23 protein-coding genes are annotated in these 25,824 nt (G+C 42.9%); 9 read left to right on the forward strand and 14 right to left on the reverse strand.

Translation table 11 applies throughout. The features are described from left to right. Positions 1–186 precede the first annotated feature (186 nt). Positions 187–972, reverse strand: a complete 786-nt coding sequence (locus tag RTP55_RS10200; RefSeq protein ID WP_203172392.1) for a transglutaminase-like domain-containing protein — start codon at positions 970–972, stop codon at positions 187–189. Between the two features lie 262 nt (positions 973–1,234). On the opposite strand from RTP55_RS10200, the gene RTP55_RS10205 reads away from it, so the two are divergent. The 3 genes from RTP55_RS10205 (at position 1,235) to rapA (ending at position 5,508) form a co-directional block, all read left to right on the forward strand. Continuing rightward, on the forward strand, positions 1,235–1,690 hold the full coding sequence (locus RTP55_RS10205; RefSeq protein ID WP_007115648.1) for a diacylglycerol kinase: 456 nt from the start codon (positions 1,235–1,237) through the stop codon (positions 1,688–1,690). A gap of 43 nt (positions 1,691–1,733) precedes the next feature. Beyond that, positions 1,734–2,546 (forward strand): DUF72 domain-containing protein, encoded by an 813-nt coding sequence (locus RTP55_RS10210; protein ID WP_219332154.1) that lies wholly within the window; start codon positions 1,734–1,736, stop codon positions 2,544–2,546. Positions 2,547–2,658: 112 nt separating this feature from the next. Beyond that, a complete protein-coding gene (gene rapA, locus RTP55_RS10215) occupies positions 2,659–5,508 on the forward strand; it encodes an RNA polymerase-associated protein RapA (protein ID WP_312385895.1) in 2,850 nt (949 codons plus the stop codon). Positions 5,509–5,647: 139 nt separating this feature from the next. On the opposite strand, the gene RTP55_RS10220 is transcribed toward rapA, so the two are convergent. Further along, complete coding sequence (locus RTP55_RS10220) at positions 5,648–5,854, reverse strand: hypothetical protein (protein ID WP_050324544.1); 207 nt, start codon at positions 5,852–5,854, stop codon at positions 5,648–5,650. Positions 5,855–6,021: 167 nt separating this feature from the next. On the opposite strand from RTP55_RS10220, the gene RTP55_RS10225 reads away from it, so the two are divergent. After that, positions 6,022–7,914, forward strand: a complete 1,893-nt coding sequence (locus tag RTP55_RS10225) for a putative nucleotidyltransferase substrate binding domain-containing protein (protein ID WP_312385898.1) — start codon at positions 6,022–6,024, stop codon at positions 7,912–7,914. Positions 7,915–7,966: 52 nt separating this feature from the next. Beyond that, entirely contained in the window at positions 7,967–8,614 is a 648-nt protein-coding gene (locus RTP55_RS10230; RefSeq protein WP_312385900.1) for a 3'-5' exonuclease, read from the forward strand. 75 nt (positions 8,615–8,689) lie between these two features. Here RTP55_RS10230 and RTP55_RS10235 read toward each other — a convergent pair whose 3' ends face one another. Then, positions 8,690–9,448, reverse strand: a complete 759-nt coding sequence (locus RTP55_RS10235) for a hypothetical protein (RefSeq protein ID WP_312385901.1) — start codon at positions 9,446–9,448, stop codon at positions 8,690–8,692. A gap of 401 nt (positions 9,449–9,849) precedes the next feature. On the opposite strand from RTP55_RS10235, the gene RTP55_RS10240 reads away from it, so the two are divergent. Further along, a complete protein-coding gene (locus RTP55_RS10240) occupies positions 9,850–11,655 on the forward strand; it encodes a D-alanyl-D-alanine carboxypeptidase/D-alanyl-D-alanine-endopeptidase (protein ID WP_312385902.1) in 1,806 nt (601 codons plus the stop codon). 19 nt (positions 11,656–11,674) lie between these two features. On the opposite strand, the gene RTP55_RS10245 is transcribed toward RTP55_RS10240, so the two are convergent. Both RTP55_RS10245 and RTP55_RS10250 read right to left on the reverse strand, forming a co-directional pair. Further along, complete coding sequence (locus RTP55_RS10245) at positions 11,675–12,274, reverse strand: NUDIX hydrolase (RefSeq protein ID WP_312385904.1); 600 nt, start codon at positions 12,272–12,274, stop codon at positions 11,675–11,677. 20 nt (positions 12,275–12,294) lie between these two features. Then, a complete protein-coding gene (locus RTP55_RS10250; RefSeq protein WP_312385905.1) occupies positions 12,295–12,504 on the reverse strand; it encodes a hypothetical protein in 210 nt (69 codons plus the stop codon). A 105-nt stretch (positions 12,505–12,609) separates the two neighbouring features. Here RTP55_RS10250 and RTP55_RS10255 point away from each other — a divergent pair, with 105 nt between their 5' ends. Then, positions 12,610–13,170, forward strand: coding sequence for an NUDIX hydrolase (locus tag RTP55_RS10255; RefSeq protein ID WP_312385907.1), 561 nt, complete (start codon positions 12,610–12,612; stop codon positions 13,168–13,170). A gap of 397 nt (positions 13,171–13,567) precedes the next feature. Continuing rightward, positions 13,568–14,959 carry a patatin-like phospholipase family protein gene (locus RTP55_RS10260; RefSeq protein WP_312385908.1) on the forward strand — a complete coding sequence of 464 codons (1,392 nt, stop codon included), beginning with the start codon at positions 13,568–13,570 and terminating at the stop codon, positions 14,957–14,959. Between the two features lie 91 nt (positions 14,960–15,050). On the opposite strand, the gene dapC is transcribed toward RTP55_RS10260, so the two are convergent. The 9 genes from dapC to parC form a co-directional block, all read right to left on the reverse strand. Then, positions 15,051–16,259, reverse strand: coding sequence for a succinyldiaminopimelate transaminase (gene dapC / locus RTP55_RS10265; protein WP_312385909.1), 1,209 nt, complete (start codon positions 16,257–16,259; stop codon positions 15,051–15,053). 178 nt (positions 16,260–16,437) lie between these two features. Then, positions 16,438–16,803 (reverse strand): hypothetical protein, encoded by a 366-nt coding sequence (locus RTP55_RS10270; protein ID WP_312385911.1) that lies wholly within the window; start codon positions 16,801–16,803, stop codon positions 16,438–16,440. Positions 16,804–16,943: 140 nt separating this feature from the next. Further along, positions 16,944–18,332 (reverse strand): phospholipase D-like domain-containing protein, encoded by a 1,389-nt coding sequence (locus RTP55_RS10275; RefSeq protein ID WP_312385913.1) that lies wholly within the window; start codon positions 18,330–18,332, stop codon positions 16,944–16,946. A gap of 9 nt (positions 18,333–18,341) precedes the next feature. Then, positions 18,342–18,986 carry a Shedu anti-phage system protein SduA domain-containing protein gene (locus tag RTP55_RS10280; protein WP_312385915.1) on the reverse strand — a complete coding sequence of 215 codons (645 nt, stop codon included), beginning with the start codon at positions 18,984–18,986 and terminating at the stop codon, positions 18,342–18,344. 10 nt (positions 18,987–18,996) lie between these two features. Next, positions 18,997–20,130, reverse strand: coding sequence for a leucine-rich repeat domain-containing protein (locus RTP55_RS10285; protein WP_312385917.1), 1,134 nt, complete (start codon positions 20,128–20,130; stop codon positions 18,997–18,999). A gap of 17 nt (positions 20,131–20,147) precedes the next feature. Further along, positions 20,148–20,396: a hypothetical protein gene (locus RTP55_RS10290; protein ID WP_312385918.1), complete on the reverse strand. Its 249-nt coding sequence runs from the start codon at positions 20,394–20,396 to the stop codon at positions 20,148–20,150. Positions 20,397–20,619: 223 nt separating this feature from the next. Next, the gene (locus RTP55_RS10295) at positions 20,620–20,889 is read right to left on the reverse strand and encodes a hypothetical protein (protein ID WP_312385919.1); all 270 of its coding nucleotides are present in this window, start codon (positions 20,887–20,889) and stop codon (positions 20,620–20,622) included. Beyond that, positions 20,876–21,190, reverse strand: a complete 315-nt coding sequence (locus tag RTP55_RS10300) for a BrnT family toxin (RefSeq protein ID WP_312385921.1) — start codon at positions 21,188–21,190, stop codon at positions 20,876–20,878. The genes RTP55_RS10295 and RTP55_RS10300 overlap by 14 nt, the downstream gene beginning before the upstream one ends. Then, positions 21,190–23,439, reverse strand: coding sequence for a DNA topoisomerase IV subunit A (gene parC / locus RTP55_RS10305; protein WP_312385923.1), 2,250 nt, complete (start codon positions 23,437–23,439; stop codon positions 21,190–21,192). The genes RTP55_RS10300 and parC overlap by 1 nt, the downstream gene beginning before the upstream one ends. A 454-nt stretch (positions 23,440–23,893) precedes the next feature. On the opposite strand from parC, the gene RTP55_RS10310 reads away from it, so the two are divergent. Continuing rightward, positions 23,894–25,708, forward strand: a complete 1,815-nt coding sequence (locus RTP55_RS10310; protein WP_312385925.1) for an AMP-binding protein — start codon at positions 23,894–23,896, stop codon at positions 25,706–25,708. Positions 25,709–25,824 lie beyond the last annotated feature (116 nt).

Here is a 25,824-nt window from a genome sequence, read left to right on the forward strand (position 1 = left end):
TGTGGTTCGCCCATGTGAGAGTAGGTCATCGTCAGCTCCCTATTCCAAACCACCCTCTTTATTCGTTTAAAGGGGGTGTTTTTTTTTGGTCTTTGAAATTCCCAAGGAAATTTTGCATATTGAGGTTGAAAAATTGGCATGAAAGCCTTTTAATAAAGGCTTCCACTTTGAAGATTCATACTAAAATCAGTCGATTTTTTCTACGTTAACTTTCATATCTTTTAATTCAAATGGCGCGAAGAAAGTCGCAAAAGCAACATCCGCAGCATCCCTTCCATAACCTAAAATCACACGACCGCCTTTTGGCGCAGATTGCGTGGCGTCAAATGTGTACCATCGATCGCCAATAAAAACCTCATACCATGCATGTAAGTCCATTGGGTCAAGTTGATATAAGTAGCCAACTACCATGCGAGCCGGCATATCTAATGCCCGTGATAGACTGATGCCCAAATGGGCAAAATCACGACAGACGCCTTTTTTATGCTGCCACGTATCTAGTGCTGTGGTCTCTGCTGTACTGCTACCATATTGATAAGTAAAGTTTTGGTAAATATAGTTGCAAATTGCCGCTGCTTTGTCATAACCGTCGGCAAAATCTTGGGTTATCATTTGGGCTTCTTGAAGTAGAAATTCTGGCAGACAATAGCGACTGGGTAACAAATATACCATTGTATCTGAAGGCAGTTGCTCAATCGGTGTTTTTGGCATACCGGGTGCGACGTCTATCCATTCGCTAGTATATAGCTCAACTGTTAGGCTAACTTGGTAATCCCCCATCGGAAATAAAACCCTGTCACATAAGTTACCAAAATTGTCGTTATAGCTTGTAACTGCTAGGGGTGGCGTGACTTGCCATTCTTCTTGAGTGATGTGCTGTGCTAACCCTGATTGCGGTCGTAGTAGAAACACCGCAGGGGTTGGCTGAGAAAAGTGATAATCGAGTTGGCAAGTGGCGCGTAATTTCATCATAGATTCTTCATCAAATAAGGTGACAACACTAACTAAAAAATGCAAGGTGGAGTGATTGCTGCAAAAAAATAGCAGAAGGCTTAGAATTTATGCCATTATCATTAAAATGGCAATCAATATTTATAGATTTTATTTGCACTTAAATTCGCATGATTCAAAGCTTGTTTATCAACGGCTATCAATGCTCGCGGCAGTAGATATTGTGAAAATTATAGGATTAATCTATGGTAGAATGAGAAAATTTTTATAACCCATTACCATCATGACATCACCTAGTTCAAATCAGCGTCCTGATAAGTTTGCTAGCCATTTAGCCAACCATTTAGATGGGTATGCCGCGCAGACCAAGGGAAAAACGGGTCTCAAACGTATCATCAATGCCGCAGGTTACTCGAAAGATGGTTTAGTTGCGGCATATCAAAATGAAGCGGCTTTTCGACAGGTTGCATGGCTCAATAGCATTTTATTAGTTGTGCTGATTTTTTTACCTTTTATGATGCCGATTAAAATGATATTGGTGTTTTCATCGTTTTTTTCTCTGATCGTCGAGTTGTTTAATACCGGTATTGAAGCGTCAATTGACCATACATCGACAGAACGTCATCCGTTGGCAAAGATTGGTAAAGATGTAGGTTCTGCCGCGCAGCTATTAGCCTTGACGATGCTGTTTTTGTTATGGATGATGGCGCTATATACGACTTTTATTAATTTCTATTAATCAATGCTGGGCTAATTTTGCAATTAAGTAGAACCAATTTTCTATGAGCATCTATATCGGAACAGGGGGATACAGTGATACGGATTTTTTGGGAATCCTGTATCCTGCTGACACCAAAAAAACCGAATTTTTAACCGAGTATAGTCGTCATTATGCCACTGTTGAAATCAATAGTAGCTTTTATGCGCCTTTAGGTCGAAAAGCGTATGAAGGTATGCTCAAAAAATCCAATGGGCAGCTAAAATTTTCGATTAAGATTCACCAAGATTTTACCCACCGATTAACCGCCACTGCAGAGACCGCGCAAGCTTTTTTGCAGGCGATTGAACCTATTTTAGCGGCAGATTGTTTGGCTGCGTTATTGATTCAATTTCCGCATGGTTTTGATAGAACGGTGGCACATCGTCAGTATTTGGCAACCTTGACCAGTTGGTTTGATGGGTTGCCATTGGCGATAGAGTTTCGCCACCAAAGCTGGCATATCCCGCAAGTTTACGCCAGTTTTCAGCAGCAAAATTTGATTTGGTGTAGTGTGGACTATCCAAATATCCATGGTTTACCGCCCAGTCGGCTGTTATTTACTAGCCGCATCGGTTATTTACGCATGCATGGGCAAAACTTAGACTGGTGGGATGCCCATTCGGCGGCCGAGCGGCATGATTATCGATACAGGGATACAGAAATGCAAGCTTGGGCAAAGACCATTGCCAATCAACAAGCCAATTTTGATACCTTGTATATTTACTTTGAAAATACGGTAAAAGGTCACGCGGTGTATAATATTGAGATGCTCACACAAGCGCTCATGAACGAAGGTATGCCAGTCGTCAGTCCGTTGGTAGCGAATGATGAGTGAGTAAACAGCCGCTATCAACAAAATCATTCACTTGAAAATGTAATTTTTGCTATCATAAACAGTTTTACTTTTCATCATTTAAATTTCTAATTTGGAAGCATGGTTAAGCGGTATGACTGATTTTGCGATTGGACAACGTTATCTGTCGGATACAGAGAATGAATTGGGGCTGGGCGTCGTCGTGCTCGTTGATGAACGCTGCGTGCATATTTTGTTCCCGCAAAGTGAAGAAACGCGTGTGTATGCCAAGACATCGGCGCCTTTGTCGCGTGTGACTTTCAAAGCAGGGGATACCATACATGACCAAGATGGCGCATCGTATGTGGTCAGCGATTTTGAAGAGACCAATGGCGTCTATAAATACTCGGTTGAAGGTCATGACCGTGCGATTATGGAAACGCGCCTTGCGGCTAATATTAATTTGGCAAAACCACTTGAGCGCTTGCTTGCCAGTCGTATCCACCAAAATGATTGGTACGAACTGCGCCAAGAGCTACTGCGTACCCAAGCCTATTTGGCGTCTCATCCACTAAGAGGCTTGATGGGTGCACGTGTCGATATTATTGAGCATCAGCTGTATATCGCCCATGAAGTAGGTAAACGTATCGCGCCGCGCGTGCTGCTTGCCGATGAGGTAGGGCTTGGCAAGACGATTGAAGCGGGTCTCATTATTCACCAGCAACTCATCACCGGCAAATCTGAGCGTATTTTGATTTTGGTACCTGATAGTTTGCAGTACCAATGGATGATTGAAATGCGTCGTCGTTTTAATCTTGAATTTGCTATTTTTGATTTGGTCAGAACCGCAGCGATTGCAGAGCATGACCCTGAGCAAAATCCTTTTACGACTGAGCAGTTGATTATTGCCAGTATCGATTTGCTACTCGACCATGAAGATTTGCATGAAAAAGCCTTGGAAGCGGGGTTTGATTTGCTGGTTGTGGATGAAGCGCACCATCTGCATTGGGACAGTGAGCAAGGGGGCAATGACAAATACGATTTGGTTGAAGATTTGGCTGAACAAACCGCAGGTGTTTTGTTACTCACAGCAACCCCTGAGCAGTTAGGTTTAGAAAGCCATTTTGCGCGGTTACGATTGTTAGATCCCAATCGTTTTAATGATTTAGACGACTTTATCGATGCAGAAGAAAATTTTGCGCAAACCGCAGCAATTGCTGAGGTGTTATTGAGTGACCAATCGCTGTCAGATAAGCAAAAATCAGCATTAGCCCAGTTGTTAGGTCATGATATCAGTGATGATGAGCAAGGTCGTGCGCGCGCCATCAATGAATTGTTAGATCGTCATGGTACTGGTCGTGTGCTATTTCGTAACACCCGGGAGAGCGTGTCTGAGCTTATTTTTGGCTTCAAAGGTCGGCGCTCAATAGCGTACCCACTGCCGCTCCCGATAAGTTGGCAAGACAGTTATCACACCCAAGGTAAATTGCGCGAACAATTATGGCCAGAAGAGTTACAGCCCGATGGCAGTTGGCTGGAACAAGACCCGCGGGTGCCTTGGCTGGTTGATTTGCTTAAAAACACCTTAAAACATCAAAAGGTGCTACTGATTGCGCGCAGTGGGGCAACGGTTGAGAGTTTAGAGGCGGTATTACGATTGCATGCGGGCATTAAAACCGCGATTTTTACTGAGCAAATGACCCTACTGGAGCGCGACCAAGCGGCTGCGTATTTTGCCGATATTGAAGGCGCGCAAGTATTGTTGGCTTCTGAAATTGGCTCTGAAGGGCGTAATTTTCAATTTGCCAGTGATTTGGTGTTGTTTGATTTGCCCGCCAATCCTGATACATTAGAGCAGCGGATTGGTCGCCTCGATCGGATTGGTCAGCAAAACGAGATTACCATTCATGTGCCTTTTGTTGAAGGCACGGCAACTGAGCGTATGTACCGTTGGTATAACGAAGCGCTAAATATTTTTAACCAAATCTCACCCACGGCGCAAACCGTTCAAGAGCAGTTTATTGTGGATTTAAAACCGCTGCTTGAAGGGCAAAAAGTCGAAGATGACGGTCAAGAAATTACGTTAGATCAGTTGATTGAAAAAGGCAACGCCCAGCGTCTCGCACTAGAAGCAGCCATGCAAGCAGGACGTGACAGACTACTGGAATACAATTCTTGTCGCCCGCGTGTCGCCAGTAAAATCGCTTACACCATGCGTGATTTTGACGATACCCACATGTTGCCACGTTTATTTGAACGCTTTATGTCGTCCATCAATATGGAATATAGTGGACAGCGTGACGGCTCATTGATGCTACATCCGAGCGATGAAGTACAAGTGCAAGGACTGGCAGTCCCTGAAGATGGTATGACCTTGACCTTTGAGCGTGACCAAGCGTTACTACGCGAAGACATGGAATTTATGACTTATGAGCATCCTTTGATGCAAAGTATCTTTGAAACGGTCAACGCAGGCACGTTTGGTAATACCACGGTTGCAACTTTACAAAGTAATGCTATGCCTGAAGGACTGGTCTTGGTCGAAGTTAATTTCCGTGTTGAAGCGATTGCGCCAAAGCTCCTTAATTTACCCGCATTTTTGCCAAAGCCGCTCATTCGGGTGTTTTTAAGCCAGCAAGGGACTGATTTTAGCGATAAAATTGCCCCTGATATGATTGTGTCGCATATTCATCGTTTGGATAAAACCCGAGCGCGTCAAGTCATCAAAGCGCGTAAAGACATCATCGAAGTGCGCTATGAGCAAGCAGTAGCATTGGCAAACCAGCAATTACCTGCGATAAGTGAGCAAGCCAAAGAGGTATTTAATCAGCGCTATGAGCGTGAAGTGGAGCGCCTGCAATATTTGCAATCCATCAATCCGAATGTACGAGACGCAGAAATCAATCAATTAAAACGTTTGCAAGAACAGGGCTTACATGCACTGGGTCATTTATCCTTAATTCCTGATAGTATCCGTGTGCTAGTCGCCGTCAAGCCCGCTTAATTGTTTTGAATTTAGGTTAATTTAGGTTAAAGGTCAGCTTATATTAGGCTGACCTTTGTTATATGTTTGCATTTTCCATTTTTTGGTTAAGACTAGTTGCCAGGTCTATTTATCAGGCTTAGTTAGCAAAGCTAGTTATTTACACCTCAGGATTCACTACACTCATACTGAATTTGAGTCCGATGCTAATCAGTACAATCGCCAGTGGCAACAGCACCATCGCAATGCGTTGGGTTTTATACCTGATAGGCGGCTCCTTACTGACTTTAGATAATAAAAAACATAGCATACCCGCGACCAATGTCAAAATCCCTAGACCTAAACAAAGAAAACCAAAATAATTCATCTGTTTACCCATTACCTATACTGATATGTTTGACGGGTGTAAATTACACACCACGACCCATAGATATTTGTTGAAACACGATTGTTGCCTCAGACAACTTTGATTATAATCTAACAGGACTCATAGGACATGGGATTTATTTTTAGCCGCAATACAAGGATGGTGATATGAGTGGCTCAACGATACAGACTTTGGACATACAACATCTACACCAGCCCCCATTTGATACACTAAGCGCTCAGCAGCGAACTCATCTGCAGCAGCACAGTAAAATCGTCTATTTGGACAACTTGCAGCCCATACCTGCAGGATGGCAAGGGGATTTTTTTATTATCCTTAAAGGCTTTGTTCATCAATTACAAGGCGATGCGTTGATTTCTACCTTAAATGCAGGCGATTGGTTTGATACCAAGGTCAGGCAAAACAGCGTGTTTAACTTTATCACCCAGCAGCAAAGTCTGATGTACCGTATCGATGGCCAAGTGCTAAGCGCAATCACTGAGCAAAATCTCACCTTAAAAAACGCCTTGTTTGCCGATGTCGCTGCCCGTCTCAACCATCACCAAGCCCGCCTTGCCCAAAGTGAAAGTCAAAAACTGCTATATCAACCGATTGCCAATTTGGGGCAGCATATCAAACCACCGCATTTTGTCGATGATACGGCAACGCTATACGATGCCACGATGGCGATGAACCAATTTGACATCAAGCATATTTTGGTTAAGTCACAAGCGCGAATGAGCGAAGCGGAGCGTGACAAACTCATCGCACAAGGCGTGGAAAAATCTACCATTGCAGCGTATGTCGAGCGCATCGGTATTTTTACCCAAACTGATGTGTGCCGAGCGATTGGGCAAAAAGTTGATTTTGCCACCACGCCTGTGCTGGACTTTACTAATTTTAAAATCCATACGGTGCATCAATCGCAAGATGTCAGTGAAGCCTTGCTGACCATGTTACAAACTCGTACCCACCGTTTACCCATTATTGACAGTCAAGGTCAAATCATTGGGATTTTGGGGCAAACCGAATTACTGAGCTTTTTAACCAACCATTCTAATCTTATCGTCGCTCGTATTGAGCAAGCGCAGAGCCTAGATGATGTTGCGGTGGCGGTGGAATTGATTGGTAAATTTATCCGTGAGCAACACGCCAGCGGCATCAAAATCCATGTTATCAGCCGTCTGGTGCAAAGCTTGAATTTACAAGTGTTCGCCAAGGTATGGCAGCTAATTGTACCTGCTATCACCTTCTACAATACCTGTCTGTTTGTAATGGGCTCAGAAGGGCGTGGTGAACAAATCTTGCGTACTGACCAAGACAATGCGCTGATTATCCGCAATGGTTTTAAAGATGACAATCTGCCCAGCTATGCCGCGCAGTTCAATGAGGCATTGGCGAACATGGGTTATCCTTATTGTGATGGCAAGATTATGCTTAGCAACGAGCGTTGGCGAAAAACTTCAACCGCCTTTGAAAAACAAATCACGGCATGGTACGTGAGTGGCAGTAGTGAAGATATGATGTGGATTGCGACCTTAATTGATGCGCATTTTGTTTGCGGCGATATTAAGCTCTTTGAGCAGCTGCAAAAACATTGGCAAGTCAGCGCGAAAAATGTGGCGACTAGCAACTTTATCAACCGTTTTGCCAAACCAATTTTGCAATTTGGCGATAGCAGTGGTTGGTGGCAAAAATTTGTCGGTGGCAGTGAGACTGATATTGACCTAAAAAAAGCAGGGATATTCCCGATTGTCCATGGCGTGCGAGCCTTGTCACTGGAATATCATATCACTGATACCAACACCAGAAACCGGCTGCAGCAGCTGGCACAGCAACACGTGCTAGATGACACCATGGCGCAAAATCTGGCAGAAGCACTGGATTTTTTTATGGCAAAACGACTGGATGTGGCATTGACCACACAAGATAGAAAAGCGCGAGTGGTAAATCCCAATCACTTATCAGCCCTAGAAAAAGACTTGTTAAAAGAATGTTTGGCGATGGTCAAAGATTTTAAAACCTTTATTACCCATCATTATCGCCTAGATATTTTTTAATTAAAGATATTTTTTAACGAAATAGATAGTGTTAATTGCCTAGAGAAAAACCATGTTTAATCGCATCAAAAATCTGTTCGACGGTCAAAAACTTGAGCGACAAAAACAGCGGCTCAGCAAGCCGGAGTACGCTTATCTGTTTGATAACCCGCTATCTAAAGTCCCCAATGAGTGGGTGAGCCTAGATCTAGAAATGACCGGGCTTAATGCCAAACAAGATTATATTTTAAGTGTCGGTGCAGTACGGGTACGCAAAGAAAGTGACGGGTTTGTGATTGATACCGATAGCGCGCTGTCATTGGTATGCCGTCCGCCTGTGATGCCCACCGATGACACCATTGTGATTCACGGATTAAGACCGATAGATGTCGACAATGGCTTATCGTATGACGAGATGCTCACCCAATTATTGCCCATGCTTAAAAACCGTCCGATAATTGGGTTTTGTGTGGACATGGATATGGCGTTTTTAAATGCCATTGCCAAACCGTTTTTAGGGGTGGAACTGGCTAATAAACTTGTCGATGTCAGTCGCTTGTATCAACAAAATCAGCATCGACATGACCCCAGCCAAGTTGGGCAGTTACCACACCTCAATCAACTGCTAGAAGAATACCAAATCCCGCGATTACCTGCCCATAATGCCCTCAATGATGCCATTATGACTGCCATGTTATTCACCCACTTGATGCAGTCATAGCGGGCTTATGAAGTCATAAAAGCTAACCGACATAAAAAAACTCTCATCATGAGAGTTTTTTATCTAAAAATGACTTTATTTTTTGCTAGCCGCGGCGTCTGCGCCTTTTGGTTTGATGCCTGCTTCTTGGGTTAATTGCATCAACATGGTACGGGCTTCTTCGGCAGATTTTTGCGCTTTTTCCATCGACTTAGCAATTTCTGGATTGGTCTCTGGGGTTGCCGTTGGTTTTTTGATTAAAGCCGCCGTACCGGCACGGCTATTGGTGATACTTTCAACCATTTTATCGCGGGTTTGTGCGACACGCGGGTCATTAAATTTTAGTTTGTTGAGCGTGGCTTTTTGCAAGTCTAACTGTGCCACCACTTCTTTAAAGAAAGCTTGTTGGTCAGCAGGCGTTTTGGCGTTTTGCATTTTTTTTGCCATTTCTGCTTGTTTGGCTTGGGTAGTGCGGTCAAGCTCATTTAAGGTTTTAAATAACTGAGTCAAATCCGCTTTTAGGGCAAGATTGGGTGTTGCAGCCGCGGCATTATTGGCGGCAACTGTAGGGGCGCTGCTAACGTTGGCGGTTTTTTCTGCAGTCGCTGGCGTGGTGACAGTTGTTGTGGTTGACGAAGCGGTGGTGGTAACGGTAGCACTAGCAGGCGCGCTAGAGATGGCTTGGGATGCTGCCACAGGGGTAGTAGTTGTAGAAGTTGACGTGGTGGTGGTCGTCGTTGCAGAAGCGGTAGTGGTTGCGGCTTTGTCATCTTTTTTTGAGCATGCAGATAACGCTAGCACAAGACTCATAGCGCCTATAGTCATGGCAGAGGTGGCGATAGATTTGTTTAACATAGAGTTTTTTTAACCTAAATAATTTTTTAATCTAAATAGCTTTAATCTAAATAACTTTAATATAAATCAATTGTTAATCTAAATGATTTTAATCTAAATAATTTTTTCACCCAAATCAATGGGGTCAGAATTCTCAACTGAAGTTTGAGTCGGCAATAGCAGTGACTGCAATGTGGCAATTAGGCGACAGTTTAGCAAATAACTGAAAAATGAAATGTAGAGAATTGCAACAGAAGGCTACGGCTGTTTGTCTAAATGCCTTAATTTTAGCCGATTTGCTATGAAATCAGGTGGATTTTTATGGCAAAAAGCGATAAGGTGGCAGCTTATTTTTGCCTAATTTATTTTTGCCTAATAAGATTCGATACCTAGTATAGATTCGTCACATTGTTGCTGCTGTTATGAAAAATTTGCGCCAATCCGTGGGTCTGCAAACCCGCGCTACTCAATTATTGTCTTTAAAAACGGGTTTGTTGCTAGGGATGGCTTGTCTGTCCTTGGTGGGTCATACGTCAGCTACCACACCAGTACCGCCGATGAACACTGACCCAGTGACCAAGCAAAGCCATGCAGTCATGGGGCAGCGCGATCCAGTCAACAAGCTACCTGAAGCGATTCAAGCCAAACTTGCCCAAGCCAATATTCCGACCGATAGCCTGAGCATGGTGGTACAACCGTTAACGGACAATCCGCAAAATGCAGCGTCGACTGCGCCCCAAACGCCTTTGTTTAGTTATAACGCTGATGTGCCACGTACCCCTGCATCTACGCAGAAACTGATTGCCACTTATGTGGCGCTCGATAGTTTGGGCAAAGATTTTGTTTGGCAAACCAAATTATATCAGCATGGTTTTCTGTGGAAAGGCACGCTTTATGGCGATGTGATTGTGCAGGGCAGTGGCGACCCAAAACTGGAAAACGAGCGCTTGTACCAGCTGCTTGCCATGATCAAAGCACAGGGTATTAAGCAGGTACAAGGCAATTTAATCATCGACAATCGCCAATTTGAAGGGGTGGATTTTGATGTTAATGCGTTTGATGGTAAAGGGTTACGCCCTTATAATGCCCAGCCCAATGCTTTGTTGACCAATTTTGGTACGGTGGAAGTAGATTTGGTGCCAATAGCAAAACCCAATGCCACACCGGTCGTAAAGCCTAATACCAGCAGCGTCACGCGATCCACAACATCGGCTTCGACAGATATCGACAATCCCGCGGCAAATCTTGAGCAAATCCAAAGCAAACCCTCGATTAATCCCAAAGACGTAGCCGCGTATCAGGTCATCCTAAAGCCTGCGCTGGCAAACTTTACTATGCCTACAACACTTAAAGCCAGTCAAGCGCCTTGTAATAACAACCAAGATGATTGGATTGGAACATTGACGTCCACAGGATTGAGCTTTCACCAAACCGCGTCCGCCTTCTGTGGTGAGCAAAAACGCTATCTGACGTTTCCTGATGGGGATGTACTGGTCAAACAACAAATTATCGCTGACTGGCAAAAAATCTTGCCAAACTTTACAGGGAATGTTGAATTTGCCAGTCCTGCGGTGGCTTATATGCAGCAAGCCAAGGCGATACCGCAAGCGCTACCTTGGTATATTCGCTTATACCTAAAATACTTTGGCAAACCCTTGACCCCAAAATTGGTTGGCTATGTCGCATCCAATCCATTGCACGAGCAAATCAAAGACATCAATCAGCACTCCAACAATGTGATGACGGAACAAATCGCCTTGTCGCTACCGCTGTATGCCGACAAGCAGCGTATCAGCACTTATCCAAAAACCTTTGCCTACATTCACCAGTGGTGGCAACAAAAGCTGCCCCAAGCACAGCCCCCTGTGATGACTAGAGCCTCAGGTTTATGCCGTGATTGCCGCGTGGCGCCCAATAGTATGTTAGCGCTGCTAACTCTCGCTTATCATTCACCCAATTTTACCGTATATCGTGATTCGTTGGGCGTGGCAGGCGAGTCGGGTACCATCAAAGCGCTCAAACTGCGCCAGCCAAATAACCCTGCCATTGGGCATGCTTGGATCAAAACAGGCACGCTTGATAATGTCACCAGTATGGCAGGCTATGTTCAAGGCAAATCAGGAAAATGGTATGCAGTGGTTGGGATGATTAATGCCGACAATGTCAAAAATAATAGCAATGCCAAAGCCGTGCTCGATGAAATGCTAGCGTGGACAGCGCTGCAGTGATTGGTTTGTGGTTGATTGGCTATTTATCGTGAACATTAAAATACCAATCAATCTGGCGGTCAAATCCCATTTCCAGTAGGCTTGCGGTGATGCGTCCCGTCAAGCCCCACACGGTCTCGCCATCAATGATAAAGCTGGGTGATACCATCACTTGGCGACCCAAATCATACGCATAATCGATGGTCGGCTGGTGAATAAGCGTGGCTAAGTCTGCCCAAAATAGCCTTGCAATTTCGCACATCTCTGGCACAAGGTTAACACTGGGTGGTATTACCCCTACAATCGGCTTGACAGGTCTGCCACTTTTGGCAAATTGTAGGGGTAATTCGCCCAACACAGTCACTTGACTGGGATGAATACCGGTTTCCTCATGCGTTTCTCGTAACGCGGTAGCTTGGTTGCTATCGTCTGTGTCTTCGCGTCTGCCACCTGCAAATGATACTTCGCCGGCATGTTCTCGCATATCCGAAGCGCGCAACGAGTACAAAACTTTTGGCTCAGCTTCATTGGTAATGGCGATGAGTACCGAATACGGCTGCGGCGTGGGGTCGAATGGCAGTTTTGCGATTCGCTCAGCCAGTTGGGTCAGTAAGGGACTTTGAAATCTAGTTGTGGACATAATTTTTAATTCATCAAAATTTAATGGGCAATTTCGCAATGTTTATAGGGCGCTTTGAGTTGACCGAATTTATCTAAAACTAATTGTCTATTGTCGATATCACTATCAAGCGGTAAAGCTGGCATAGCTGAGACAGGTTTTTGCATACTAGGCTGGGTATGCAGGACGCTACAACCTGCTAATAATCCCAAACTTAATACCCAGCTAAATACTAAGCTAAACTTTCTCATAATCGGCTGCTCAAATCATTTTTATCATGTAAAAACCTGCAATCAATGCTACCATACTTAAAACGACTTTCACCTCACAAAACATAAAAATAATAGGAAAATGCCATGCCTTACTGCCTGCAATGCGGTCATCTAGCCGAAACCAAAATCCCGCCGATGGACAGTCTGCCGCGCATTGTGTGTCCGTCTTGTGGCTACATCCATTACGAAAATCCCAAAGTCATCAATGGCTGTTTACTCATCCATGAAGATAAAGTTTTGCTCTGTCGCCGCGCGATTGAACCGCGGCATGGTTATTGGACGTTGCCTGCAGGCTTTATGGAGCTTGGCGAGACGATGAAAGATGGCGGCAATCGTGAGTGCTTTGAAGAAGCCGAAGCCATCGGCAGTGCATTAGAGTTATATTGTCTATACGACATACCCGATATCGGACAGATTCATATGATATTTATCGGCTCGCTCAAAGATGGCAAATTTGGGGTGGGCATCGAGAGTCTAGAATGTGCGCTGTTTGCCGAAGAAGACATTCCTTGGGAAGACTTGGCGTTCCAAAATGTCATTGAAACACTGCAACATTATTTTGCTGACCGCAAAGCAGGGGCGACGCTCGGTAATTTTCCCATCCATCAGCAAGTGATTGTCAAAGACGTGCATTTGGGCGATTAACTGTCCATTTAAACGGCAAATTGTTAGCTAAAAAGATACGGGCGTAGCGCATAGGCTCTAAATATCTAGGCTCCAGATATTTAGGCTCCAGATATTTAGGCTCCAGATATTTAGGCTTCAAATATCTCCGCTCTAAATACCTACGTTCTAAATACAACAATGATTGCGCCGCTTTTTTTACTAGAAGTCAGCTTTTTAAAATTGCACGTATTCACCTTGATACAACATAGATATTTAAGCAACAATGTAGATATTTAATCAAAGGCTCATGAATGACAAAATCCTAAAAAAATTCACACATACATCATTTTGTCACTATAAAATCTTGCTACAATACTTGAGTGATATATCTTCTATACGATAAAAAAACAATATATTTATGGATGATGAGATTACTATGTCAACTAGAAAAACTATTTCCACACCTGTGCAACCACCCCAGCCGGTAACTGATACTTCATCACCAATCATGGCGATAGAACCGCCAAACCCAAACCCCAATCAGCCCACACCACAAGGCACGCCACCGCTCAAAGAATTGGTCAAACAATACGATAGCGTGTCGTTGCTGCTGCAAGGTGGCGGTGCGCTTGGTGCCTACCAAGCAGGGATTTATGAAGGGCTGCATAAACAAGGCATCAAAATCGACCGTATCTCAGGTATTTCAATTGGGGCGCTCAATACCGCCATCATCGCAGGTAACCGTCCGGAGAACCGCTTGGCAGCGCTGCAAGGGTTTTGGAACACCATCACCCATCGTAACTACACCCCTGCAGGGATGAACATCTACCGTCAAACGGCCAATGAGTTAGATAAACTCAGCAAGATTGACATGGTAAGCCATTTTATGCCGTGGATATTTGAAAATGGCTTTTTAAAGCAGCAGCTGCGGGTGATGGAATCTACCGCTGAGGCTTGGCAAACCATGATTGAAGGACAGCGTGGCTTTTTTAAACCGCGTTATTTTGTGCCGTATGACACCACCCCCAATCACTTAAGCTATTACACCACCGACAAGCTGCGCGAAACCCTGGAGCGTTATTGTGATTTAAAACTGGTCAATGACGTCAATCGGATGAAAGTATCGGTGTCTGCGGTCAATGTGCGTAACGGTAACTTTGCTATTTTTAGCAATGAAAATGAAGAACTGCACTACGATCACTTTATTGCATCGGGTGCACTACCGCCAGGTTTTCCAGCGGTTGAGATTGATGGGGAGTATTATTGGGATGGCGGATTGGTGTCCAACACGCCGCTCAATGAAATCTTAAGCCATGAAGAGCACCTCAAGCAATTGATTTTCCAAGTGGATTTGTGGAATGCCAAGGGCACGGTGCCAGAGAATATGATGGAGATTGACGAGCGCATCAAAGACATCCAATATTCCAGCAAAACCCGCATGGTTACTGACTTTATGGCGCAAAAGCTGCGTTATACGCGCCTTATCAAAGAGTTACTCAAAATCATCGATGACGATGCTAAAGTTGATAAAGTTGAAGAACTGTGCGTCAACAAAGCCCGCGAAATGACAGAAGTCGGTGTCAAAAACGTGATTCATCTGATTTATCACAAAAAGACTTATGAGCGCGGCTATAAAGACTATGAGTTTAGCGGCTCAACCATGCAAGAACACTGGGAAAGTGGCTTACAAGATATTGAGAACACGTTTCGCCACCCAGATTGGTTTATGTTACCTGAAACCGATGACATCTTTGTCAGCCATGACATCCACCAAAAACGCAAACGACTGGCACAGGTCAGTACCCTGCTAAAAAATCTTGAAGACTAGCAGTCGTTGTACGTTGAATCTTTACAAGCTGAATGCTTATAAAAAGTCAAAAAAAGTGATGGTAGCTAGCCATCACTTTTTTTATGAAAAATCACACCAAATTTGATAAGTCTAAGCTCAGCAATCGGTCAATCGCCTCGCTGCTTTGTGCGATATCTGCAACCAATGCCATCCGCACATGGTTTTTACCAGCGTTACCGCTGTTCTTTTGGTATGAGGGCGTATCGCGAGATAGGTAACGCCCTGCAAGCGCATGGATATTTAGCTGTTCATAAATCACTTTGACAAACTGCTCATCATCTTGTACCGGTAACCAAAAATAAAAACCGGCATCAGGACGGCGTAGGGGTAATTTGTCTGACAGCTTGTCCATCCATAAATCAAACTTTTGGCGATATAGTTTGCGGTTTTCTTCCACATGGGCTTCATCTTGCCACGCGGTAATCGAAGCCATCTGATGATGAATCGGCATCGCACAGCCTTGATAAGTGCGGTACTGGGCATACGGCGCTAGTAGCTTGGCATCACCTGCCACAAATCCTGAGCGCATGCCTGGTAGATTGGAGCGCTTTGACAGCGAATGAAACACCACGCAATTGGCAAAATCATCGCGTCCGAGTTTGGCGCAGACTTCAAGTAGTCCAATTGGCGGCGTATCAAAGTACAGCTCACTGTAGCACTCGTCACTGGCTAGGATAAAGCCGTATTTATCCGATAGCTCAACCAGACGTTGCCACTGCGCCATATCCATCACCGAGCCAGTTGGGTTGTTTGGACTACACACAAAGACCAGTTGGGTTTTTTCCCAAACCTCGCTTGGCACGCTGTCATAGTCACCGACAAAGTTATTGTCGGCAGTACAATTGACAAAATACGGCTGTCCACCAGCGAGCAGCGTCGCCCCTTCATAAATCTGATAAAACGGATTGGGCATCACCACGTAAGGTCGTTTGCTATCCTCACGGTTAAACGCCGCTTGCACAAAACTAAATAGCGCCTCACGTGTACCCATCACCGGTAACACTTGGGTGTCGGCATTTAATTGTTTGACCTGAAAACGGCGCTGTACCCAATCGGCAATCGCTTGGCGCAGCTCGGGCAAACCGTTGGTGGTGGGGTAATTTTGGATTTTAGCCAAATTGTCTTTGATGACGTCTAACACAAACTGTGGCGGTGTGTGCTGCGGCTCACCGATACCCAGTTTAATCGGGGCATAGTCTGGGTTTGGGGTGATGCCTTGTAGCAAGGTTGCCATCTTGGCAAATGGATAAGGATGCAAAAGTTGTAATTGCGGATTCATAAGGGGTTGGCTGTCCATATATGCGAGAGAGCTAATTTTAAAATACTGTGATTTTAAAAGTACCGGGATTTTAAAAATACTGGGGTGTTAAAAATACTGTGAAAAATGAGGTTACTTTACCCCGAATCGCTGAGTTTGCCAAGATTGAACCAAAAGTTTGCTAAAAGTTGATAGCCAATTAACGTTTTGAACCATGAGCTTGGGCACTATTTCGCTCAAAGTTTCGCTCAAAAAAATGGGTAAAGGTGAGTATCAAGGTAAAAAGGGTCGGGAAAAAGCAGGTGTTTACTATATCATGCACACTGCCTTGCCAGTACCAGTGCTTGTCAATTATAAGTTGGTCATGTCTGTCTAGCACTTCACCCATGCTGGCAGCAGCAATCACCGTGAATAAGGCAATAAACCAACGGTAGCGGTGATTTTTAAAAAGTAGGCTTATTATAAGAAATACCGCAATACCAACATAAATATGCAGGGCATCTCGCTCTAAGCCTGTGAAGCTAACGATATGGGTTTTGATGTCTTGGAATACGGAGTCGTACATAGGAAGATTAATTTTGATGAGAGGGTTGGCAGAGCATAGCGATTTTCTGCCAACGGTTAAATACGGTTTTTGTGTTGAATTATTACGGGCTTCTTAGAAGTGCGGCAATGCGTTCAGTTAATTTATATAGTTTCTATAACTTAACTTTTAAAAAAGCCAAAAAATGGTTTTGCTTCCTTCAATTTTTGCTCTAACCTGACGATTTCATCAATTAGCTGTTCTTTGGTTTGGTTAAAATACTCATCCCAATCATCAATTTCGCTAATCGTTTGGTAAGTTTTATCGTCTTTTAACTCAAAAATCTCAGTTTCAATTTGGCTAATTTTAAATTTTAGCTGAGTGATAATGGCTTGTAGTTGTGATTTTTCGCTGACTGTTTCGGAGCGTGGGGCGAAAATGCCTTGTTCGAGTTCTGCCAAGATTTTATTGACTGTCGCAATATCATTTTGTTCATAGGCTTGGTTGAGCTGAATAAAAAGCTGTTCGGCAACGTCTTTCATGTCTTCGCTCACTCGGTCTGGATGGCAAATTTGACTGGCTTTGCGATAGGCTTTTTTTAGGTCTTTGCGTTGTTGTGCGTCTAGTTCAAAAATGGTTTTGGCATTTTCAATTTCAATTTGTTCGTGATATTCAGCTTCGTCTTGGACAGCTTCAGCATAAGCTTCTGGGTCATTTTCGCACGACAATTTGCGTAAATGTAAGAGTCTACTAATATAGGAGCCTAATTCTTTAGTATGTCTATAATTAAATTCACTTAGTAATTTTTCGAGCTCAATTTTCTCATTATCGTAAGCGTTTAACTGATGCTCAAGTTGTCGAATCTCAAGTTTTAGAGCCACTAAGTCAATATCATTGTAAATAACAATGGCTTGGTGATTTTTGATAAAATCATTTATTAACCCAATAGCGGTGCTAAATTGGTGCAATTGTAAGGCATGAGTTATTTGGTTGATGTCCTGTTGAAAGCTAAAGACTTGAAGTTTGGCGGTTTCTCGGGTGATGTCGTCTAGGTCTTCTAAGATGACGTAGTTTTTGAGTATTTCTAGGCGTTTGATGATTTTGTCGAGTGGTAAGTCGGGGATATGGTCTTGGTGGTCGAAGTAGCTATTACGGATTTTTTTGAATTGTTTGATAAATGATTGGGCAAGGACGCTATCACCTGTGGTGATGATGATGTTTTCGTGGTTGCGTTCGGCTTTTTTACTCCAGTTGTAAGAGCCGTTGATGACAGTATATTCGTCGATGATACAAAATTTGTTGTGCATTAAATCGTCTTTGCCATCACCGATAAGATAAGTGACTGAGTTGCCGATGTTAAGTTGGTTGTAGTCGATGGGGCTTTGTTGGTTGATGGGGTCGTTGCTGATGAGTAGTTGGACAGTGATGCCTTGTTTGGCTTTGTCTAAAAGGGCGTTAAATAGGCGTGAGTTGGTGAACCATGCGACTGCAATGTAGATGGATTGTTCAGCTTGGGTGAGTTCTTGCTCAATGCGGTCGGCGATGTTTTCAAATAGGGCTTCGGTTTGCATTTTTATGCTCTAGTTTAGTCTTTGTTTCCAAAAATTTAAATAATCGTCATTCAGGCAATAAGTTTGTAAATCTTTTGCTGGCAAGGAAACTGGATTTACTTCAAAACTCCAAAAATGGTCTGTAATTTTCTCATATTTGTTTAAAGCCTTATAAAAAATATCTGAACTTCTAACTTCAATATTCGTGGTGCGATTATTATGTTCTCTCCAGTTAAGTGCTTCATGCTCTAACCAATCATTTCTATCACCTGCCACTAATATCCAGCGAAAGCGAGAAACAGCCCCAAAAATTCTTGATTTTTCATGTGGAAATCTATCAAAGTATCTTTGCCAAGATTTTATCTGTTCTATGGCATGGTTCAGGTCGCTTGTAGGCTCGCCTTGTTTAGTAAATAATTTCATTTTGGGTTTTTCAATCTCCACAATTACCCATTCTGCACCATCTGAATTGTCATTCAACCAACAAAAATCGCAACGATATTTATCACCAAAACTAACTTCATTAAAATTTGGTCTAATTCCGTAATGTCTATCGTATAATTCGCTTAACAAAAATGAGTTGCTTTTAATCAAGTTTAACAATCTTAGTTCTGAATTTTGTATGAAAGCTAAATCTAATTCTTTTCTTACAAATTCTGTATCAAAAAAAGGCATTCAATACTTCCTAAAAAATTATTTCGCAATTAGGTAAATTTTGGCGTAGCCAATCAATCTGATATAAAAGAATGGGATTGTTCTGTAAATTCAGCCATTCCAATTTTTTTAAATTGGCTAGTGCAGATATATTGTTAATCTGGTTTTGTCTTAAATCTAATCTAACCAAATTTTTCAGATTAGATAATATGTCGATATTTGTAATATAATTATCCCATAAAAATAATTCTTTTAAATTGATACATTTTATTAAGGGGGTTATATTATTTATTCGATTATTTCTTAGCCCTAAAGTTTCCAGTTTTGTCAAATTCGACAAAGGTGCTATATCAGTTATATTATTATCAGTCAATTCAAGCTCAATTATATTGGCTAAATTACTTAACGATGATATGTCGTATATTTGATTACCCCATAAATTTAATTTTTCTAAATTTAATATATTGCTCAAAGATTCAATTCTTTCTATGTTATTAAAACTCAATTCTAATCGCTTTATATTTATTAACTTGTCTAAAGCAGAAACACTCTGAATTTGATTTCGATACAATATTAAGCTATTTAGATTAGTTAGTTTAGCCAAAGGAAAAATGTCAGTGATTTGATTAAAACCTAGGTCTAAGTCAGTTAGGCTGTATAAATTACTCAACGCTGTAATATCTGTGATATTATTACTATTAAGATTGAGAGTGCATAATCGTTTAAGGTTAGATATATCCGAAATATCATTAATTGCATTTTCCCATAACTCTAAAGTGGTAATATCCTTTAAATAACCTAAACAACAGATATCTTCGATGCCTTCTCTAGGTAGATATAGCTCATTTAAAAAAAATATTTTTTTTAAATGAGCTATTATTTGGGTTTTGTTAAACCAATCTATATCCAACTTAGTGAGTACAAAATTGTACTTTTCTAAATTCTCTACCCATACCCACTCATACTCTACAATATCCAAATCTAAAACATTTTTTAAAAACAATGCTCTATAATAATCCTCAAGCGACAACCACCATTCCCAATGTTTATCAAAATCATCAACTTCTGCCAATAACTTATTGGTGATTTTTAAACTCTTACTCGCATTTCTTAACGCTACGCCATTTCCTGTTGTAGTGGTAAGTTGGTTTTTATTTTGATTCATTTTTAATTATTCGCTTGTTAATTCTTATTTTTTGGCATTACAAGCCACCATAAAAAACTGCTAATTAGAATTGTTGGTACGCCAATATAAATGACCCAAACACCAACATAAGACAGAAAGACCATGCAGCCTATAACTATGAGAGAAGAAATCAATGCTATCCAGCCAAAAATAGCTGACAATTTACCTCTAATTCCTTGGTGATCAAATAATTCAATCAACCCACCAATTAAAATAAAAATAATAATCCCAATAATCCATTCCATATGATAGAACTGACCTTATTTCAAAAAATTTATGTGAAAAATGTTTATTAATCATCATATCTTACCGATTATTGGTATGATGGGCTAAATTATTTATCCAGTGAAATCAAAATTTCTCTACACCATCCACCTTTTAACACCCTTTTGGTAAGAGTGCTCCGCGTCTATCGCGCACGCCCATAAAGTTGGCAATGTCCAAAGCCTTTAATGCAACTGTTATACGCTAAACAGTGTTAAATTGTTTAACATAAGACTGCATCAACTGATTAATCACCTCATTCATACTCAAGCGTTGGCTTTCGCAGACTTTAGCAAAGTCTTCAACCAAATGCTTATCTGACTCAATGGTTAAGGCTTCCAAATCGCCCCAATCATCACTGGTATCAATCTCACTATCGGGCATTGCTTTCAACCGAGTAAGCATCGCTTTTTGCTCAGCAGTTAAGGCAGGTGGTCGTTCCCCTTTTTTAAATGTCATACTAACGGTAGCCATAGTATTCTCTCTCTTCTTGTTTGGTTGCTTTGCGGGCAGTAATTATCCTTACAACCTCAGTATTTTTATCATCATAATGGGTCAAATGCCCCACAAAAACAACCACACAACCATCAATCATACCCAAAGTACGCCAACGCTGTTCACCATCGACAATTTGATGTCTTTCACTAAAACCCTGTTCGTCAAAGAACGCATAAATCGCTAATTCAAAGGATAATCCATGTTTGGTTTGATTACTAGTATTTTTACTAATGTCCCATTCAAAGCGAATATAGTCAAAATCTAATTGTTTATCCATTAGATTTTTTGAACCCCACTCACCTTTTGAAACCCTTTTGGCAAGAGTGCGCCGCGTCGACCGCGTGTACCCATAAAATTGGCAATATCCATCGGTTTGAGCGTCAAGGTGCGTTTACCACTGTCCAATGACAAACTATCCCCTTCGCTAAAGGTGGTGATGGCGACCACACTGTCACCGTCTTTTAAATCAATCAGCTTATTGCCTTTGCCTTTTTTCATCATCGGTAACTCAGTCAATGGATATACCAGCAAATGCCCTGCCGAGCTGACCACGCCAACTAGCGTATCTTGCTCACCAATTTGGTGGGTTATTAAACTATAGGCGTCATCAAAATTAATCACGTTTTTGCCCGCTTTTTGGTTGGTATCAAGATCAGCAAAAGTGTTGATAAAGCCATAGCCTTGTGAGCTTGCCATGATGAGCTTACTGTCATCTTGTCCCATCAGCACATTGACAAAACTTGCTCCGCCCGTAGGTTTTAGCAGGCTGGTAAGCGGCTCGCCTTGCCCCCGCGCGGAGGGTAAGGTATGGGCATCGAGGCGATAGCTGCGACCGGTGTTATCCATGAGATAGACTTTTTCATTGGATTTGCCTTGCGCATGGGCAAGATAGGCATCGCCCGAACGGTAATTCATATTGGCGGCATCGACATCGTGACCTTTGGCGGAGCGAATCCAGCCTGATTTTGACACGATGACTGTCACAGGCTCGCTGGGGGCTAGGTCAGTTTCTTTAAGCGCGGTGGCTTCCGTGCGTTCTACAATCGGTGATTGGCGTTTGTCGCCATGCTCTTTCATATCGGCAGTGAGCTCTTCAATCATTAAGCCAGTCAATTTATCTGGGTTGTTCAAGTATGCTTCGATTTGGGCTTTTTCTGCTTCTAGGTCACTTTGTTCACGTTTGAGCTCAATTTCTTCAAGGCGCGCCAGTTGACGCAGACGAATGTCCAAAATTGCGTTGGCTTGGATTTCGGTCAAATCATAGCGGGTCATCAATTCTGCTTTTGGGTCGTCTTCCTCACGGATGATACGGATCACTTCATCAATATGCAGATAGGCAATCAGCAAACCTGCCAAGATATGCAGGCGCTGCTCGATTTTATCCAAGCGGTATTGTAGACGGCGCGTGACGGTATCTCGGCGCACAGAGAGCCATTCGGTAAGAATGTTCAGCAGTGATTTGACTTGGGGTTTGCCATTGGTGCCAATCATGTTGAGATTAACTCGGTAATTACTCTCAAGGTCGGTACTGGCAAACAAATGGCTCATCATCGGCTCGATATCAACACGGTTAGAGCGCAGCTCAAGCACGATACGGCAAGCGTTTTGGTGGTCGGATTCGTCATGGATGTCAGTTACCCAAGGCAGTTTTTTGGCATTAATTAAATTGGCAATTTGCTCAATGATTTTATTGCCGGATATTTGATAGGGTAGCGCATCGATGATGACTAAGTTTTTTTCTTTGTCATCGACATGATAAGTAGCGCGCATTTTGTAGCTACCACGACCCGTTGTATATAGCTGTAGCAAATCCTCAGGCGAGGTGATGATTTCTGCTTTGGTCGGCAAATCGGGTGCAGGGATGTACTTTGCCAGCTCTTTTTCCGTCATCGTGGGTTTTTTAAGCAGCGCAATGCAGCCTTTGACCACTTCAGACAAGTTATGTGGCGGTATATCGGTTGCCATACCGACCGCAATGCCCGTTGTGCCGTTGAGCAAGATGTTCGGTAGACGGGCAGGCAAGGTGACGGGTTCTTGCAAGGTGCCGTCAAAATTGTCTTGCCAATCGACCGTGCCTTGACCAAGCTCGTTTAGCAAAGTATTGGCATAAGCCGATAGCTTGGCTTCGGTATAGCGCATCGCAGCGAAGGATTTTGGGTCATCGGGCGAGCCGAAGTTGCCTTGACCGCTAATGAGTGGATAACGGTAGCTAAACGGCTGACTCATCAATACCATGGCTTCATAACAGGCGGAGTCGCCATGCGGATGGTATTTACCAATGACGTCACCGATAGTGCGCGCTGATTTTTTGGGTTTGGCAGTATTTTTGAGCCCAAGCTCGCTCATCGCATACACGATACGGCGCTGCACAGGCTTGAGTCCATCCGCAATGTGTGGCAATGCCCGATCCATGATGACGTACATCGCATAGTTCAAATACGCGTTTTCGGTAAATTCAGCGACTGAGCGAGTGGGGTTGTTCAAATCTTTTGGTTTGGTAGTTTTTGCTACAAGGGTATCAGACATAATGGTTACTTAATCAATGACAAAAAATAAAAGAAAGTGCAAAAGAAAGAAAGTTCAAAAGGGAGATAAGAAGTATGAGGAAATATCATAAAGCTTGAGAGTAGAAAAACAAGTGTTAATCCATGACATGGCAAATTTGCCCAGTTTTACACGTCAAACTGTGTCGCAAAAACGCCTTTTAAAGATAACTGGACACTGTAACCGCTTTAACGGTCAAATAAAGGATAACTATTTCGACGCGAAATCATTTTTATCATCCCATAAGTACAGAGAATAGGCTTGAGAATTAAGTAAATATTTAGTATGTTAATAGTACATTTGGCCGCGATTTTTAATATAATTTTTAGCAGTGGGATTGACCTTTTTATAAAAATTCTTTTAATTATCAATATGCTATTCGCTGATAGACCGCATACTTACTGATAGACGGTATACCTTAAGGAAATAACTTCTCATGAATGAATCAACCACCTCAGCTCAAACCCCTGACAACAATGCCCAAGACACTGCGCCTATCGATACTCCCATCGATACTCCCGTCGATAATAGGGAAGCGCAGCCCCATGCGCCAAAGCTTACCGATCATCATGAGAAACCTTGGTTAAAGACTTACCAGCATTACGGCATGAACTATAACATGCAAATGCCCGGTGACGAAGTCAGCCTAATAAATGTTTTTGAAAAGAATTTCGAACAATTCAATGATAGTGATGCATTTGTGTGCATGGGTAGTAGCTTGACCTATCGTCAGCTAGACACTTATAGCCGCCAAATCGCGGCGTATTTGCAGGGATTGGGTCTAAAAAAAGGCGATACCGTTGCGGTGATGATGCCAAATATCTTGCAATACCCAGTGTGTATGATTGGTATCATCCGCGCAGGTTTTATCTTGGTCAATGTCAATCCACTATACACCGCTCATGAATTAGCGCATCAGTTAGAAGACTCGCAAGCCAAAGCGTTATTTATCGTTGAAAACTTTGCCAAAACCTATCAAGATATCGGCAAAAAAATGGTTGATCACGTTATCGTCTGTTCAATCGGTGATTTGATGGGTACGTTCAAAGGTATGCTAGTCAATACCGTGGTCAAGTATGTCAAAAAAGCCATTCCAGCTTGGCAAATTGACGGGCATGTGACATTTAAGAGTGTAATCAAGCAAGCGTCTGCCAGTCGCTATCAGCGCCCAGAGGGTATCAAAGGCAGTGATGTTGCGGTACTACAGTACACGGGCGGCACCACAGGGGTTGCCAAAGGTGCGATGCTTACCCACAGCAACTTGGTATCCAATATGCTACAGTGCCAAGAGTTCGCCAGACAAGTATTCCCCAATCAAATGGTAGGTGAGTACGCCGTCATTGCCTTACCGCTTTACCATATTTTCTCATTTACCGCCTGTGCGTTACTAGGTATGAACATGGGCTTTACCGGTGTATTGATTCCAAACCCCCGCGACTTGGACAGTTTTGTCAAAGAACTAGCAAAATATAAGCCAGTATTTTTCCCAGCGGTGAACACATTATTTAATGGTTTGGCGCACCATACTGGTTTTCGGGCATTAGACCATAGCAAATTGCGTTTGTCGCTTGGCGGTGGTATGTCGGTATTGCCTTCAACCGCCGAAGAGTGGAAACGTATTACAGGTACCAATATTTTAGAAGGCTACGGCTTGTCCGAAACTTCACCCGTTGTCACCCTAAACCCCTTGACGCAAGAGAAATTTAGCGCCAAAATCGGTATCCCGCTGCCCAACACCGACATCAAGCTGCTCGATGACAACGGCAATGAAGTCGCAGCAGGTGAGCGTGGTGAGATTGCAGTTAAAGGTCCACAAGTGATGAAAGGCTATTGGCAGCGTCCTGAAGCCACTGCCGAAGTAATGACAGCAGATGGTTATTTCAAAACCGGTGACATCGCTGTCGTTGATGAGCAAGGCTATTTCAAAATCGTTGACCGTAAAAAAGACATGATTTTGGTATCAGGATTTAATGTCTATCCAAGCGAAGTTGAAGAAGTGCTAGCGGCACATCCTAAAGTGTTGGAAGTTGGGGTGATTGGGGTATCGAGCGAAAAAAGCGGTGAAGTGCCAAAAGCGTTTGTGGTACGTAAAGACCCAAGCCTCACCGAGCAAGAGTTGCTGCAATACGCGCGAAGCGAGTTGACGGGTTATAAACGTCCGCGTAAAGTTGAATTTGTGGATGAATTGCCAAAATCAAATGTTGGCAAAATCCTGCGCAAAGAACTGCGTAAACTTGAAGAAAAAAAGTAAGCTAATGCTTGTTGCCAAAACCCAGCTTTTCTATATCAGATTAGTTGGGTTTTTTATTGCAGCGCACCCGCCTAACCTTATAAAATTGGGAATACCAATCGGCTGTTACGGGTAAT

The sequence above is a fragment of the Moraxella sp. CTOTU47579 genome, assembly GCF_032004885.1.
Classification (GTDB): domain Bacteria; phylum Pseudomonadota; class Gammaproteobacteria; order Pseudomonadales; family Moraxellaceae; genus Faucicola; species Faucicola tetraodonis.

Excerpts from the sequence above, each read along its gene's own strand:
- RTP55_RS10245 (WP_312385904.1), bottom strand. The coding sequence starts at position 12,274 with ATGTCCACAACTAGATTTCAAAGTCCCTTACTGACCCAACTGGCTGAG.
- RTP55_RS10280 (WP_312385915.1), bottom strand. The coding sequence starts at position 18,986 with ATGCCTTTTTTTGATACAGAATTTGTAAGAAAAGAATTAGATTTAGCT.
- RTP55_RS10225 (WP_312385898.1), top strand. The coding sequence starts at position 6,022 with ATGAGTGGCTCAACGATACAGACTTTGGACATACAACATCTACACCAG.
- RTP55_RS10210 (WP_219332154.1), top strand. The coding sequence starts at position 1,734 with ATGAGCATCTATATCGGAACAGGGGGATACAGTGATACGGATTTTTTG.
- RTP55_RS10220 (WP_050324544.1), bottom strand. The coding sequence starts at position 5,854 with ATGAATTATTTTGGTTTTCTTTGTTTAGGTCTAGGGATTTTGACATTG.
- RTP55_RS10290 (WP_312385918.1), bottom strand. The coding sequence starts at position 20,396 with ATGGAATGGATTATTGGGATTATTATTTTTATTTTAATTGGTGGGTTG.
- RTP55_RS10205 (WP_007115648.1), top strand. The coding sequence starts at position 1,235 with ATGACATCACCTAGTTCAAATCAGCGTCCTGATAAGTTTGCTAGCCAT.
- rapA (WP_312385895.1), top strand. The coding sequence starts at position 2,659 with ATGACTGATTTTGCGATTGGACAACGTTATCTGTCGGATACAGAGAAT.
- RTP55_RS10200 (WP_203172392.1), bottom strand. The coding sequence starts at position 972 with ATGATGAAATTACGCGCCACTTGCCAACTCGATTATCACTTTTCTCAG.
- RTP55_RS10300 (WP_312385921.1), bottom strand. The coding sequence starts at position 21,190 with ATGGATAAACAATTAGATTTTGACTATATTCGCTTTGAATGGGACATT.
- RTP55_RS10250 (WP_312385905.1), bottom strand. The coding sequence starts at position 12,504 with ATGAGAAAGTTTAGCTTAGTATTTAGCTGGGTATTAAGTTTGGGATTA.
- RTP55_RS10255 (WP_312385907.1), top strand. The coding sequence starts at position 12,610 with ATGCCTTACTGCCTGCAATGCGGTCATCTAGCCGAAACCAAAATCCCG.
- RTP55_RS10285 (WP_312385917.1), bottom strand. The coding sequence starts at position 20,130 with ATGAATCAAAATAAAAACCAACTTACCACTACAACAGGAAATGGCGTA.
- RTP55_RS10235 (WP_312385901.1), bottom strand. The coding sequence starts at position 9,448 with ATGTTAAACAAATCTATCGCCACCTCTGCCATGACTATAGGCGCTATG.
- dapC (WP_312385909.1), bottom strand. The coding sequence starts at position 16,259 with ATGAATCCGCAATTACAACTTTTGCATCCTTATCCATTTGCCAAGATG.
- RTP55_RS10240 (WP_312385902.1), top strand. The coding sequence starts at position 9,850 with ATGAAAAATTTGCGCCAATCCGTGGGTCTGCAAACCCGCGCTACTCAA.
- RTP55_RS10260 (WP_312385908.1), top strand. The coding sequence starts at position 13,568 with ATGTCAACTAGAAAAACTATTTCCACACCTGTGCAACCACCCCAGCCG.
- RTP55_RS10295 (WP_312385919.1), bottom strand. The coding sequence starts at position 20,889 with ATGGCTACCGTTAGTATGACATTTAAAAAAGGGGAACGACCACCTGCC.
- RTP55_RS10270 (WP_312385911.1), bottom strand. The coding sequence starts at position 16,803 with ATGTACGACTCCGTATTCCAAGACATCAAAACCCATATCGTTAGCTTC.
- RTP55_RS10230 (WP_312385900.1), top strand. The coding sequence starts at position 7,967 with ATGTTTAATCGCATCAAAAATCTGTTCGACGGTCAAAAACTTGAGCGA.
- parC (WP_312385923.1), bottom strand. The coding sequence starts at position 23,439 with ATGTCTGATACCCTTGTAGCAAAAACTACCAAACCAAAAGATTTGAAC.
- RTP55_RS10310 (WP_312385925.1), top strand. The coding sequence starts at position 23,894 with ATGAATGAATCAACCACCTCAGCTCAAACCCCTGACAACAATGCCCAA.
- RTP55_RS10275 (WP_312385913.1), bottom strand. The coding sequence starts at position 18,332 with ATGCAAACCGAAGCCCTATTTGAAAACATCGCCGACCGCATTGAGCAA.